Annotated in this window: 13 protein-coding genes; 6 read left to right on the top strand and 7 right to left on the bottom strand. The window is 70.8% G+C overall.

Annotated features, from left to right (window positions below; translation table 11 throughout):
• Positions 1-462: 462 nt before the first annotated feature.
• Entirely contained in the window at positions 463-720 is a 258-nt protein-coding gene (locus V6U88_RS30265; protein WP_442934618.1) for a DUF6193 family natural product biosynthesis protein, read from the bottom strand.
• 504 nt (positions 721-1,224) lie between these two features.
• The gene (locus tag V6U88_RS12270; protein WP_334452541.1) at positions 1,225-3,822 is read right to left on the bottom strand and encodes a hypothetical protein; all 2,598 of its coding nucleotides are present in this window, start codon (positions 3,820-3,822) and stop codon (positions 1,225-1,227) included.
• A 797-nt stretch (positions 3,823-4,619) separates the two neighbouring features.
• On the opposite strand from V6U88_RS12270, the gene ctaD reads away from it, so the two are divergent.
• Both ctaD and V6U88_RS12260 read left to right on the top strand, forming a co-directional pair.
• Positions 4,620-6,623, top strand: coding sequence for an aa3-type cytochrome oxidase subunit I (gene ctaD, locus V6U88_RS12265; RefSeq protein ID WP_334452539.1), 2,004 nt, complete (start codon positions 4,620-4,622; stop codon positions 6,621-6,623).
• A gap of 194 nt (positions 6,624-6,817) precedes the next feature.
• A complete protein-coding gene (locus V6U88_RS12260; RefSeq protein ID WP_334452538.1) occupies positions 6,818-7,156 on the top strand; it encodes a formate/nitrite transporter family protein in 339 nt (112 codons plus the stop codon).
• Between the two features lie 244 nt (positions 7,157-7,400).
• Here V6U88_RS12260 and V6U88_RS12255 read toward each other — a convergent pair whose 3' ends face one another.
• Both V6U88_RS12255 and V6U88_RS12250 read right to left on the bottom strand, forming a co-directional pair.
• Entirely contained in the window at positions 7,401-7,943 is a 543-nt protein-coding gene (locus V6U88_RS12255; protein WP_334452537.1) for a hypothetical protein, read from the bottom strand.
• Positions 7,944-8,129: 186 nt separating this feature from the next.
• Positions 8,130-8,453 (bottom strand): nuclear transport factor 2 family protein, encoded by a 324-nt coding sequence (locus V6U88_RS12250; protein WP_334452536.1) that lies wholly within the window; start codon positions 8,451-8,453, stop codon positions 8,130-8,132.
• Between the two features lie 64 nt (positions 8,454-8,517).
• On the opposite strand from V6U88_RS12250, the gene V6U88_RS12245 reads away from it, so the two are divergent.
• Positions 8,518-9,144, top strand: coding sequence for a winged helix-turn-helix transcriptional regulator (locus V6U88_RS12245; protein WP_334452535.1), 627 nt, complete (start codon positions 8,518-8,520; stop codon positions 9,142-9,144).
• A gap of 132 nt (positions 9,145-9,276) precedes the next feature.
• On the opposite strand, the gene V6U88_RS12240 is transcribed toward V6U88_RS12245, so the two are convergent.
• The gene (locus tag V6U88_RS12240; RefSeq protein WP_334452534.1) at positions 9,277-9,495 is read right to left on the bottom strand and encodes a hypothetical protein; all 219 of its coding nucleotides are present in this window, start codon (positions 9,493-9,495) and stop codon (positions 9,277-9,279) included.
• A gap of 141 nt (positions 9,496-9,636) precedes the next feature.
• A complete protein-coding gene (locus V6U88_RS12235; protein ID WP_334452533.1) occupies positions 9,637-10,305 on the bottom strand; it encodes a DUF1707 SHOCT-like domain-containing protein in 669 nt (222 codons plus the stop codon).
• A gap of 137 nt (positions 10,306-10,442) precedes the next feature.
• Here V6U88_RS12235 and V6U88_RS12230 point away from each other — a divergent pair, with 137 nt between their 5' ends.
• From V6U88_RS12230 to V6U88_RS12220, 3 genes are all read left to right on the top strand, one after another.
• Positions 10,443-10,871, top strand: a complete 429-nt coding sequence (locus V6U88_RS12230; RefSeq protein WP_334452530.1) for an ATP-binding protein — start codon at positions 10,443-10,445, stop codon at positions 10,869-10,871.
• Between the two features lie 78 nt (positions 10,872-10,949).
• Positions 10,950-12,146, top strand: a complete 1,197-nt coding sequence (locus V6U88_RS12225; protein WP_334452529.1) for a PP2C family protein-serine/threonine phosphatase — start codon at positions 10,950-10,952, stop codon at positions 12,144-12,146.
• A 110-nt stretch (positions 12,147-12,256) separates the two neighbouring features.
• The gene (locus V6U88_RS12220) at positions 12,257-13,048 is read left to right on the top strand and encodes a GAF and ANTAR domain-containing protein (protein ID WP_334452527.1); all 792 of its coding nucleotides are present in this window, start codon (positions 12,257-12,259) and stop codon (positions 13,046-13,048) included.
• On the opposite strand, the gene V6U88_RS12215 is transcribed toward V6U88_RS12220, so the two are convergent.
• Complete coding sequence (locus V6U88_RS12215; protein WP_334452525.1) at positions 13,002-13,367, bottom strand: STAS domain-containing protein; 366 nt, start codon at positions 13,365-13,367, stop codon at positions 13,002-13,004. The genes V6U88_RS12220 and V6U88_RS12215 overlap by 47 nt on opposite strands.
• Between the last annotated feature and the right edge of the window lie 50 nt (positions 13,368-13,417).

Below are 13,417 nucleotides of genomic sequence, written 5' to 3'. Positions count from 1 at the left end.
CATGATCGACAGCTCCTGAGATCCTATATGGAACGATTGTCTGTTGGGCAAGCTGGTCGCTGCGGCTCCCACGTCTAGCCCCGTGCTGGAACCGTCACGAGCGACGCACGGCGAGGCGGGCTAGGTGGGTGGGGGTAAGCCCTAGTTCGTGTGCTGGAGGAACCGGTTGACAGACGCACGATCTGCCCGAATGCCTCTTGGGTCCGCCGCGTCGAGGATGCGGCGCCGGCGCTTTCTTCCTGTCGGTGACCGCGGACGGTACTTCGCGTGTGCCAGCGCCCCCTTTGATCATGTCGTCGGGGCCGTGCCATCCACCGGAGGTGCGCAATGCCGTCCGCTTCGTGTCTTCGCCGCCTTCTTATGCCCGGGCGGTACATCGTTCGTTGGCTGAGCACCGCCCCGGGCCAGAAGACCGGAGCGCCGGCCCTCCCGCACCAACAGGCGTCTTGTCCGTGGCCGCCGTTACATCGATGTAATCCCTTGTGGAGTTGGTCTGCAAGCTATGGGTCGTCTCGTAACCCCGCGGGGCGACACCACGTCGTAGCTCCCGCCCCTCGACGGGCTGACGTGCGGCAGGAGAGTGCTGGCGGAGAAGTTCAGGGACCAGTGGCTGGTGTACGGGTACAACCTTCGTAGCTTCGGCTCGGCGTATGCGGCCTCGATCAGCAGATCGGATGCCGAGCTTGTCGTTGGGAACGAAGGCCCTTGCTCGACCGCCACAGCCTGCAAAGCGGCAGCGAGGCTGCCACGTCGGGAAACAGAACAGCCGGATCAGGTCGCCTCGTCACGGACCGATCCTGCCTGACTGCCACTCGCCGCGCTGTCGCGGCGTCAAGCCCAAGTCCTCAACAGCACACCTCTGCGGCTGTTCTGCGGCACCTGATTGCCCCACAAGCCGGATAGCCAGAATTGGTGACCGCGGCTGACCACCGGTCACCGCCGACGGCAGGTATCCCGACAGGGCTTCCTACTCGACGTCAGACAACTCGTAGCGACGACCCACGCCTACATCGTCGACATCAAGATCCCTTGATGACACGAGTTAGCCCCGGTCGTATACGGCCACGGCGATGCCCGTGCACAGGGGCTTGCGTAATGAGGGTTCGACGCCGCGCCGAAGATGTACCGGCGGCACCGGGACTCGCCTGGTACATGACGACACGGCCGACGCGGAGCCGGCGTCCGCCGCTGGCTGCGGGGACGCCGGCTCCGGTTCGTGGTACGTCAGTACCCGGCGATGAAGTAGCCCGCCTGGTCGATGATGACGTGGCTGCGGCCCGTGCTGCTGTTGCGTACGAACACGCGGGCGTCGGCACCGACCTGCGTCACCATGTGGTTCGCGGCGGTCTCGCGGGCCACGAAGTTGACGTTCGAGGCCTGCGGCACCGGCGATCCGTTGGCCCCCGCGACGAGGACGCCGCTCGCGGTCGGCGCGGTGACGGTCAGGTTCGCCACCAGCGCGGTCGTGCGGGGCGGCGTCCAGTCCGTCCGTAGCACCGAGGGCCCGACGGCCACCTGCGCCGCCGGATCCATCGGCGCCCCGAGGCCGTCGGTGGCCCGGGTGTCGTAGATGCGCTGGAGCGGGGTGGGCACGAACAGGTCGGTCGCGCCCTCGCCGTACCAGCCGGACAGGTCCACCACCACATGGGTGCTGCCGGAGCTGGCGTTGTGGACGGTTACCCGGCCGTCCACCACCTGCGCCACCACCAGGTTGGGGATGGTCTGCCCGGCGACGAAGTTGAGGTTCGAGGCCGTCGGAACCGGCGTCCCGTACGGAAAGACCTTCAGCACCCCGCTCGCGGTCGGCTTCGTCACCGTGGTGTTCAGCACCACGGCGGTGGCTCCCGCTGGGATGCGGCCGGTCAGGTCTAGGGTGCGCGACGTGTGGGCCGGGAAGGCGGTGGACCCGGCCTGGCGGGTGTCCAGCACGCGCACCGGCGCGACCGGACGGAAGCCGGAGCCGGACGCCGCGTACACGCCCTGGAGGTCGGCGACGACGTGCGCGGTGCCGGTGCCGGTGTGGCGGATCCGCAGCCGCCCGTTCGACATCGGCACCGTCACTAGGTTCGGCACAGTCTCACCGGCGACGAAGTTCACGCTGGACACGTCGGGCAGGTTCGTCCCGTCCGGATAGATCCGCAGGAAACCGGACGCCGTCGGCTTCGTGACGGTCAGGTTGAGCACCATCGCGGTGATGTCCGCGGCCAGCACCTCCTGGATGCGCGGAACGTCGAGCACGACCTCGCCGTTGGCCGGCACGGGGGTGGTGGTGGGCGTACCGACCGCCCCGCGGGTATCCAGCAGCCGAACCGGCGGCACCGGGGTGTACCGGGAGCCGAGGACGGTGCAGCGGGTGCCTTCGGTGTAGCTCTCATAGCTGCGGAAGTCGTCGTAGCTGATCTGGATCCCGGCGCATGCCTGGCCGGCCCGGCGATAGGTGTACTCGGCTGATGCAGCGTCACCCACCCGCCAGACGGTTTCCGGGTAGAAGCGGAAGGCGACCCGGCCCCGGGTGCCGTCCGTCGGCCAGCCGGTCGACGCGGTCACGCCGGCCACCACGTCGAGCGGGCCTCCGCCGCTCTTCGGCTGGAGCGTGGCGGTGGCGAGGGACTTGCCGTGCTGCAACTCGACGGCGCCCCGGTCACGGAAGCCGGTCCCGGCGCCGGTGTTGGGCTGCGTCGGATCGTCGGCATGCGGATTGCCGAGCAGGTCCCGATCGCTGGCACCCGGGGCGGAGTCGTCCGCCGAGTCGCGGGCGGGAGAATAGATCGACATCGCGTAGTAGGGGCGGCCGTTCGGATACGGGCTTGGACGGATCTGCGGATCCGCCGCCAGGTCGTGCCCGGCCAGGCCGGTGGCCTGCTGGAACGACGCGAGGTCCGGGTGGTCGACGCCGGCCCACCGGTACGGTGCCCGCCCACCGCGCGGATCGATGATGTTGTAGTCGACCTCAGTGCCCGGCACGGATTCCGCAGAGATGGAGAGGAGCCGGCCTGCGCAGAGGCTGCCGCTGATCACCGCGTCCTGGACGGCGTTGTTCTTGATCGAGGCCCCCGTTGAGGCGCCGGCCACGGCGATCGCCTCGCGGCACAGGCTGAAGAACGTGTTGCCGGTAAGGGTCAGGCCCGGCGCGTCGGTGGCGGCGATGCCCTGCCGGCCGAACTGGCTGGCGGTGACGGTCAGATCACGAACGCCTGGTTCCACGGTCAAGCCAGGCAGGTCACCGACGTCGACGTAGGTGCGGCTGACTGTCAGGTCCTGGGCCGGACCGGTGATTCGGATGCCCGCCGCTGAGCTGCCCTGGTCGACGGAGAGCCCGTCGAGCGTCACCCGGCTGGAACCGGCGACGGTGACGACGTCGGCACCCCGGGCGCCCAGGAGCCGGAAGCCCTCGACCCGAACGTCGTGCACACCGTTCAACGCCAGGATCGTCCCCTCGACCGGAAGGTCCATGTTGTACTTGCCGACCCGGGCGTACCCATTGGGCGTGGCGACGCCCCGGACGGTGATCGGTGCCTCGGCCGAGCCGGACCGGGTGATCGTCACGGTCTCCGGGTAGCTGCCCGGCCGCACCAGTACCGTCTGGCCCGGCTGGACCACCGCGACGGCAGCGGAGATGGTGCAGAACGGATGCTCCATGCTGCCGTCGGTCACCCCGCCCGGCGTGCAGTACTGGTTGCTGACGTGCAGCTCGGACGCGATCGCTGTTGTCTCGGCCGCCCGCGTGGGCACCGCGCCGGCGGGAGATCCCGCTGGGGCCATCAGGCCCGCGCCGAGCAGGGGTACGAGCGCCAGACGCGCCAGGACAGATACGGTCGTCACCGACCACCCCCGTGATCAACTTGTATGTCGCGGCAGAGTACACCGGCGGACACCGATGCGAGCAGCACCGAAGCGGCCGAAGCGCTGCACCATTCGGCCGCTCGACCCGGGCTCAATCGCGAGGGCGGCTAGGGGCTCCCGAGACCAAGCCCGCCCGACGCCCCACTGGGCGCAGGACTGTCAGTCGTCGTCGAGGTCGGCAAGCCGTAGCGTGGCTGCGGCCTCGGCCATGACACAGTCGTCGTAGTCCGGCAGCGCCCGCTCTAGCAGCTACTCGTCGGCGTGGCATGACCTTCGGGCCTCCTGCTGACCTCCAGCAAGCGAGCACAGCGACAGACCTGTGCGACCAGCCCCCTGGAGGCGAAGACAGGAAAGCGGCAGGTAGTCCACCTGTCATTACGGTCAGAGCACCGTCTGAGGAAACCGATGCTCTATCCCCTGAGCTACGAGGGCGCGAGGGCGCGAGGGCACAGCTCACCTGCCAGCGGACGCCCACGAGTGATCAGGAGTGCCCTCCCGTGCTCGCGGACCGACGGAGCACACATGATGCGTCCGGCCCTCGCTCGCCAGAATCCGCTGCCCCCAGCGCCTCGCAGTGATCGGTGCTGCGTGCCCCCGCCAGCGCGGCGGCGGGCGGCAGGGCAGCGCGGCGACCGGGAAGGCGCCGGTGATCAACCCGGCGAAACCAGCCGGTCATCTGGCACCACCTCTACCGTACGCCGGAAATACGAGCTTCCCGTCGGTTAGATGGCATATGGGCGGTCACCCCATCACTGAGACGACCACGAGGCGGAGAGATGTCGAAGCGTACGGCGCTGCCGGCACGAGATCATGGACCGGCGATCCTCGTCCCCACCGCGTTCGGCGGCTACCCGGGGCCGGTGCGGCGCCCGCTGCCCGGCGCTTCACTGATCAAGTTCCTGGCTACGACCGATCACAAGCAGATCGGCCTGCTGTACCTGCTCTCCTCGTTCGCATTCTTCGTGATCGGCGGCGTGCAGGCGATGCTGATCAGGGGCGAGTTGGCCCGGCCCGGCCTGCAGTTCCTCTCCGCCGAGCAGTACAACCAGCTGTTCACCTCGCATGGCGCGGTGATGCTGCTGCTGTTCGCCACCCCGGCGGCGTTCGGGTTCGCCAACTACATCGTGCCGATCCAGATCGGCGCGCCGGACGTGTCGTTCCCCCGCCTCAACGCCCTCGCCTACTGGCTCTACCTCTTCGGCGGGCTGATGGTCCTCGGCGGATTCCTGACGCCCAGCGGTACGGCCGACTTCGGCTGGACGGCCTACACCCCACTGAGCAGCGCCGAGCACTCCCCCGGACCGGGCGCGAACATGTGGGTCGTCGGCCTGGTCGTCTCCGGGCTGGGTACGATCCTCGGCGCCGTCAACCTGATCACCACGATCCTCACCCTCCGGGCCCCAGGCATGACCATGTTCCGGATGCCGATCTTCACCTGGAACATGCTGATCACCAGCGTGCTGGTGATCTTCGTCTTTCCCCTGCTCGCCGCCGCCCTGCTGGCGCTGATGGCCGACCGGCTACTCGACGCCCACGTCTTCGACCCCGAGACCGGCGGGCCGATGCTCTGGCAGCACCTGTTCTGGTTCTTCGGCCACCCCGAGGTCTACATCATCGCGCTGCCGTTCTTCGGCATTGTCACCGAGGTCATCCCCGTCTTCTCCCGCAAGCCGCTGTTCGGCTACAAGGGCATGGTCGGCGCCACCATCTTCATCGCCGGCTACTCCATGATCGTCTGGGCGCACCACATGTTCACCACGGGCCAGGTGCTGCTGCCGTTCTTCGCCGCCACCACGTTCCTGATCGCCGTACCGACCGGGGTGAAGTTCTTCAACTGGCTCGGCAGCATGTGGAAGGGGCAGCTCACCTTCGAGACGCCGATGCTGTTCTCCATCGGCTTCCTGGTCACCTTCCTGCTCGGCGGGCTGACCGGAGTGCTGCTGGCCAGCCCACCCGTGGACTTCCACGTCCACGACAGCTACTTCGTGGTCGCCCACTTCCACTACGTCGTGTTCGGCACCGTGGTGTTCGCGCTCTTCGCCGGCTTCTACTTCTGGTGGCCGAAGATGACCGGCCGGCTCATGGACGAACGCCTCGGCAAGATCCACTTCTGGACGATGTTCCTCGGCTTCCACGGCACGTTCCTGATCCACCACTGGCTCGGGGCGGAGGGCATGCCCCGCCGCTACTCGGACTACCTGGAGGAGGACGGCTTCACCTGGATGCACACGTTCTCCACCGTCTGGTCGTTCATCCTCGGCGTCTCCACCCTGTTCTTCATCTGGAACGCCTGGAAGTCGTGGCGGTACGGAGCCAAGGTGTCCGTGGACGACCCCTGGGGCTTCGGCAACTCCCTGGAATGGGCCACCACCTGCCCGCCCCCGCTGCGCAACTTCGACCGGATGCCCCGGATCCGCTCCGAGCGCCCCGCCTTCGACGCCAAGTACGGCCATCTCGTCGCCGACCTCGGCCGGGACCTGCCGCAGCGCGACACCAAGCCGCCGCAGACGTTGCGCGAGGAGCTGCACCGCGAGCGGCCGATGCCCGAGTCGCCGAGCGCCGAGGGCGCGCACGGGCCGCAGGAGACGACCGACTACCATCCGGCCCCCGAGTCCGGGGCGCGTCCGGTGGACGTGCCGGACCCGGACCAGATCCGGCGGCCCTCCTTCGACCACACCGAGGAGCCCGGCCGCGACCCGTGGGGTGGGCAGCGCAGCCCCGACGACCGCGGCAGCGACCGGTGGCGACGCCCGCAGGGCAAGGACGAGGAAGAAGGCTGATTCGGGGGACGGCCGGTGTCGGCTCCGTGGAACCGGCGCGGGGTGTGGTGCCGGCCCGTCCTGCTGGGTCCCGCCGGAGCGGCCGGGGTGATGGAGGTCTGACCCTCCGTAGGACCTGACCTGCCTGCCGGAACCGGTCGCGCTGACCGAAGACACCCCGCAGCCGCCATCAACTGTGACGGGCAGGCCGTGATGTGAGGAAAGATCGGTGGACCGGTTCCGAGCCGGAGGTGGCCCAGGCGTTCGACCGCGTGGTCGAGGAAGGCGCCACCCGGCTGGCACGCCCGTGGGCCCCGCTGATCGTCACCGGGATCCTCGGCGGCCTCGACGTCGGCACCGGTGTGCTGGCCTACCTCCTGGTCACGCAGGCAACCGGGCAGCCCCTGCTCGCCGGCCTCGCCTTCGGCATCGGGTTCGTGGCGCTGCTGCTGGCCCGCAGCGAGCTGTTCACCGAGAACTTCCTGGTGCCGGTGACGGCGGTGGCCGCCGGCCGCAACACCCTGCGCTCGCTGCTCCGGTCCCATCAGCGGTGACCGCGGCGAACGGCGTCAGGCGCGGGTGCCCGCCGGGCGAGAGCGGGGGTGGGCCGGCAAGGGCGACGTAGACCTTCCACCAACCCTCGCGTTCGCCGCCGAAGGCGCCCGCGTGGTCTGCGCCGCCCGGGCACGCGGGCACTCGACACGCTCGTCGGGGAGATCCGCGAGGCCGGTCCTGACGGCCACTCAGCCGCTTAGCCGCGCGGCCGCCGGTCCGGCCGGGCGGCCGTCACACACTCCGTCAGCGCCAGTGCCTGCGGTACTTGCGCTGGTACTTCAAGTCGGTCTCGGCGTCGATCAACCGGCGTGCGGTCTGCTCGACGTCCGGGTCCCCGACCGCGTCGTGCAGGTGCCGCAGCCCTTCGACGATGTCACTGCGTACCAGGGTGCCGTTCTTCTCGTCGGCGGCTTCCCGGTACCGCCGGTCGAGGGCCGTCACGACGGCCCGGCGCTGCGTCTGGCCCGCCAGCCCGATCTTCCACAGTGACCGGAGGGCGTGGCGGGCGGTCACGAACCGCTCGTCCTTCGTGACCGCCATCAGCGCGTCCAGGTCCCGCAGGACCGGCGCTGACGGGTGGTGTGCGGCGAGGTTGCAGAGCAGTTGCGCGGCGATCGCCCGGTTGTGGTTGTCGGCGTCCTTCAGGTGGCCGACGAGGTCGTCCCAGACGTGTTCGGCCCACGGCACCGGCCCGCTCGTCGCCTCCATCAGCGCCGTGTAGGCGGCGTTCTGACGCGTGCGGTCGGCGCTCCAGGCGTCGGCGTAGTGGGCCGGTACGTCGTCCACGATCCAACCTCCAGCAGATCCCCGGGCTACGGAACGAGTCTCCTCCTGAGCCGAAGCGAGCGCTGCCCCGCCCGCCGACGTACGGCCCGCATCGCAGGCACACCGCGCACGGCAACGCACCTCACCACGAGTCGGCACCTGCGCCGGATCTCTGCGGGTGGCGACAGATGCCGCCCCCGCTCGTAGTCAGGGCGCGATACGCAGCCGGCGAATGTGCCGGTCGTCGTACTCCTCGAAGCGGAAGCGCAGGCCGGCCACCGGGCTGCCGGGAAAGTCACCGCTGATCGTGGCGGTGACCACCGTGCCCTCCGAGGTCTGCTCGACGTCGGTGATCTCGTACGACACCAGGGGCGTCTCCGCACGCCAGGCGCGGATGGCCTCGATCCCCCGGTGCTGCCTCCCCTCGTCCTCGACCAGGGCGTCGTCGGCGAAGAGCGCGAAGTAGGCGTCCCGGTCCGGCTGACCGGCGAGCGCGAAGTAGCGACTGATGATCTCGGGTGTGTCGGTCATGACAGCCTCCAGGGAAGACGCACGACGGCCGGCGGGCAGCGCGAGGCGACGTCGGCCGGTGAGCATGGCAGGCAAGGTCCGGCTGGAGGACCGGGAGTGCCCGCTCTCGGCGACCCTCGGCGTGGTCGGCGAATGGTGGACGCTGCTGATCCTGCACGACGCCTTCGACGGCTACACCCGGTTCGACCAGTTCCAGGGGAATCTGCGGATCTCCTCCAGCATCCTGACCATCCGCCTCAGGACGCTCACCGCCAACGGGCTGCTCGAACGCCGCCGCTACCAGACCCACCCGGACCGCTACGAGCACGTCCGGGCCGAGTTGCAGCGCGTTTCACCGCTCCTGATCACGGCCGGGAGCGCCGGGGCGGCGGTGCTGGTCCGGGCCGATGCTCACCTCGCACCACACGATCTTTCCCGGAGGCTGCAGATGGGCGCCCCAGGCGGCGGCGAGAGTGTCGATCAACCACATCCCGCGCCCGCCGAGGGCCTCGAAATCCGGACGGGCGAGTACCGGCACCACCGGGTTCGAGTCGGTGACCTCCACCAGGACCCGGTCGGCGGAGAGGCTGACCTGCAGGCACAGCGGGGGCGGGCCGTACCGCACGGCATTGGTGATGATCTCACTGGCTGGCACGACCCCGACCGAGCAGCAGCTCGACGAACCGGGGGCCGGCGGGAGCGCCGGCCCTAACGGTGACCGGGGCCCGACGGACGGTGACCGGGGTGGGTCAGCGGGTGACGCGACACCCGCCGCCGCGGATCCGACCTGCGGACCGGTGCGCCGGCGGGGCCCTGCGTCAGTCCCGCGGCAACGTGCCCCCGCTCAGCGGGGCAGCTCGCGCCAGGCGGGATTGCCTCCGCGCCACGCCCCGGCGAGGATGCTCGCCGAGGTACGACTCGGACACTCCTGCACCTTCGACCGGCCGTACGCGCCACCGATCTGTGCCTGTACCTCCCACCGCAGCCCATCGCTGCGGATGAACACGTCGCGACGCCCGCGTGCCGTCGCGTCCCCGTTCCACCAATGCTCCTCGACGATCACCTCGCGACGGTATCTCAACCGGCGGCCAGTTGGCACTGCCCGGTGGCCCACGTCCGGCGGCTCGATCGGCTGGCCAGGCCGCCCAGCCCGGGGTCCGGCGGCTCGCGGAACCGGACTCCGGGTCCGGCGGCGGGCGGATCGTCAGTCGTCGGACCCGGGCGGGAATCCCTCCAGCTTCCTGCGCTTCTTCTCCTGCTTGCGCAGCCTGATCTCCCGCTCCGAGGGCTTGCGCTTGATCGCCACCCCGCCCCAGAGGGCGAACCCGCCCACGGTGACCGTCGGGGCGCCCGGCGCGCCCGGCCCGCTGGCCCGGTGGTCGAAGCCGCCCATCACCCCGACCCCGGTCACGTGCACGGTGGCCCGCTCGGGCACCCAGATCTCCAGGCCTCCCATCAGGGCGTACGCCCTGATCCGCACCGCGCCGACGGTGAAGATCGCCTCGCGCAGGTCGACCAGTCCGCCGCCCCAGAACGCCACACAGGTGAACTCGGGGCCGACGCTCCACGGGCCGGACCGTTCGAACTTGCCCGCCAGGGCGTAGCCGCTGCGCGACACCGGCGCCCCGGCGGCGTACGCCGGCGTCGGGACACCGAACAGCGGCGATCCCGCGGCCGGGAGGTCCCGGGTCAGCGGTTCGAGCTCGGCGTAGGTGCGGGCGGCGTAGACGTGGCCCAGTCGCTCGTCCAGCTCGCTGAGGTCCAGCCGGCCCTCGGCCGCCGCCGCCCGCAGCACGGCCGCGACCCGCTCCCGGTCGGCGTCGGAGGTGCGGATCTGTCCCGGGTGAACCGGTTCCGGAATGAGCTCGCTCACATAGAGGAGCGTAGAACAACGGCGCACCGGCCGGGGTTCGCGCAGGCCGGAGCCGCGGCCCGCGGCGGCTCACGTGCCCGGGTCACGACACCGCCGAGAGCGGCTTAGGACGCGGATACCGAGGGTAAACCGGGATCATGGCACAGCTGCGTACCTCACCCCCGTCGCCGCAGGCCACCGAGCTGCGGCGGTGGCAGCTGTCCGGGCCGGCGGACCTGCGCGGCCTGCGCGCCTCCCTGCACCAGGCGCTGACCGGTGCGGAACTGCTCGCCGGGGAGCAGCTCGACGAGGTCCCCGAGCTGATCGTCCTGGTCGCCACGGAACTGGCCACCAACGCGCTGCGGCACGGCATCCCGCCGACCATCGTGCGCCTGCTGGTCACCGAGGACCGGTTCATCCTGGACGTCGCCGACCACGACCTGAGCACCATCCCGGAACTGGTCGACACCCGCCCGATGGGGGCCGGCGGCCGGGGCCTGCAGATCGCCGAGGCCCTCTCGCTGGACGTCGGCTGGTACGCCACCGACCGCACGAAGAACATCTGGGCCTCGTTCCCCCTGAGCTGACGGCCCAGCGTTCGAGCGACGGCCGGCGGGGTACCCGGAACCGGCACTTACAGGATGGCCGAGAGCGGGAGGAGAGCGATGGCCGAGCGGGAAGCGCTGCACGGACTGCTGCGCCACTCCCACCACGCCCGTCCGGAGGACCTGCCGCTGCTGGCCCGACGGATGGCCGCGCAGCTCGGTGCCACCGACATGCGCATCCACCTGGTCGACCACGAGCAGCGGGAGCTGTTGCCGATGGACGACCGCCCCGCCGACACGGCTCCGCTGGCCGTCGACGGCACCCTCGCCGGACGGGCCTACGCGACGATGCGTCCGTACGCCGCCGACAGCGGGCCCGGGGCGGCGCGGCTCTGGGTGCCACTGCTGGACGGGCTGGAACGGATGGGCGTGGTCGAGGTGGTCTCCGCCGAACCGGTCCCCGCCGACCGGGTCGCTGAGTTCGAGGCGGCCTGCGCGCTGCTGGCGGAGCTGGTGGTCACCCGGTCCAGCTACAGCGACACCGTGGAGCGGGTACGCCGCCGGGAACCGATGCGGCTGGCCGCCGAGATGCTCCGCGCCCAACTGCCGCCGCTGAGCTTCTCCACCGGCAGCATGACCATCAGCGGCATCCTGGAGCCCAGCTACGACGTGGGCGGGGACGCCTTCGACTACGCCGTCAACGGCGACCTCGCCCACCTGGCGCTCTTCGACGCGGTGGGGCACGGCTCGCACGGCGGAATGCGGGCGGTGATCCTCGCCAGCCTCGCGCTGGCCGCGTACCGCAACGCCCGGCGGGCCGGTCACGACCTGATCGCCACCTACCACCACATCGACACCGCGGTCCGCGACCACGACCGGCGGGGCCTGATCACCGGCGTGCTGGCCGAACTCGACCAGCGCAGCGGCCGGCTGCGGGTGATCTCCGCCGGGCACCCGAGCGGCCTGGTGCTGCGCCGGGGCCGGGTGGCGACCGTGCTGCCCACCCCGACCGCGCTGCCGGTCACTCTCGGCGAGCACCGGGCCCCGGTGGTGATCGAGGAGGCCCTGGAGCCGGGGGACGACGTGCTCTTCTACACCGACGGAATCACTGAGGCGCGCTCCACCGACGGCGAGGCCTTCGGGGTGGACCGGCTGGTCGACTGCGCGGTCCGGGCGCTGGCCGACGACCTGCCGCTGCCGGAGACCGCCCGCCGCCTGGTGCACTCGATCCTCGCGTACCAGGAGAACCAGCTGGGCGACGACGCCACCGTGCTGCTGGTGCGCTGGCACGGTCCGGCCGGACCGTCGTTGGCCTGATCACCGACGGGATTGACGGCGAACGCGCCTGGGTACCGGCGATTTCGTCAGTGACCGCGTCGGGGGCGGTGGCGTGCCGGAACCCCCGCATGCGGTGGGGAGGAGGCACCGTGCCGGCCAACGATCAACCACTCACCCGTTCCGCCGCGGCCTCTTCCGCCGGCCGGGACGACAGGACCGGCGGCAACGGGCTCGCCGCCCGGCTCGCCGTGCTCGCCCGCGAGTTCCAGGGCGAGCGGACGGTGGAGGACACCCTCCGGGCCATCGTGCGGGCGGCCGTCGACACCGTGCCCGGCGCCTGGCACGCCGGGATCACCGAGATCGAGGGGCGGCGCCGGGTGAGCACCCCGGCCGCCACCGGCGAGGTGGTCCAGCGGATCGACCGGGCGCAGTACGAGACCCGCGAGGGCCCCTGCCTCACCTCGGCGTACACCGAGCGGACCGTCCGGCTGCCCGACATGGCGACCGAGGAGCGCTGGCCGAAGTTCATCGTCCGGGCGCGGGAGCTGGGCGTGGGCAGCATGCTGTCGTTCCAGCTCTACGTCGCCCGGGACAACCTCGGCGCGCTCAACCTCTACGCATGCGAGCCGCACGCCTTCACCGACGAGTCGGAGCGGGTCGGGCTCCTCTTCGCCGCGCACGCCGCCGTGGCGGTCGCCGACGCCCGCCGGCTGGACCAGCTGAGCCGGGCGCTGGACGTACGCGACCTGATCGGCCAGGCCAAGGGCATCCTGATGGAGCGGCACCGGCTCACCGGCGACCAGGCCTTCCAGCTGCTGGTGACGGCGAGCCAACGGATCAACGTCAAGCTGGTCGACGTGGCGCGCGAGCTGGTGGAGACCGGCGAGCTGAGCGTCACCGACCAGCCGGAGAAAGCCCGAGCAGGGCGAGCACCCCGGTGATCTCCAGGACCCGACGGACGACGGGTCGCACGTGGGCCACGACCAGCGGGCAGCCCCGGGCGGCGGCCAGGGCGTGCGCGTCGAGCAGGACGTGCACGCCGGAGGAATCCAGGAAGGGCACGTCGGTGAGGTCCACCTCGACCGGGGTGTCGGAAAGGTCGGCCAGCACGGCGTCCAGCGCCGCGCGCAGCTCGCCGGAGGTGGCGAGGTCCACCTCGCCGGCGACGCTCACCCGCAGGAGTTCGCCGGCGGTGTTCGTGAGGGTGATCCGGAGGCCCCGCGCCGATGTCGACACGAGGTGCCCGTGCTCGGTGTGCACTGCACTGCTCCCTACGCCCACCGGGCCCGTTCCCTCGTAGCAGAAGGCAG

It is taken from the genome of Micromonospora sp. CPCC 205739, from assembly GCF_036906795.1.
GTDB lineage: Bacteria > Actinomycetota > Actinomycetes > Mycobacteriales > Micromonosporaceae > Micromonospora.
This window is presented reverse-complemented; position numbering and strand designations above follow the sequence as displayed.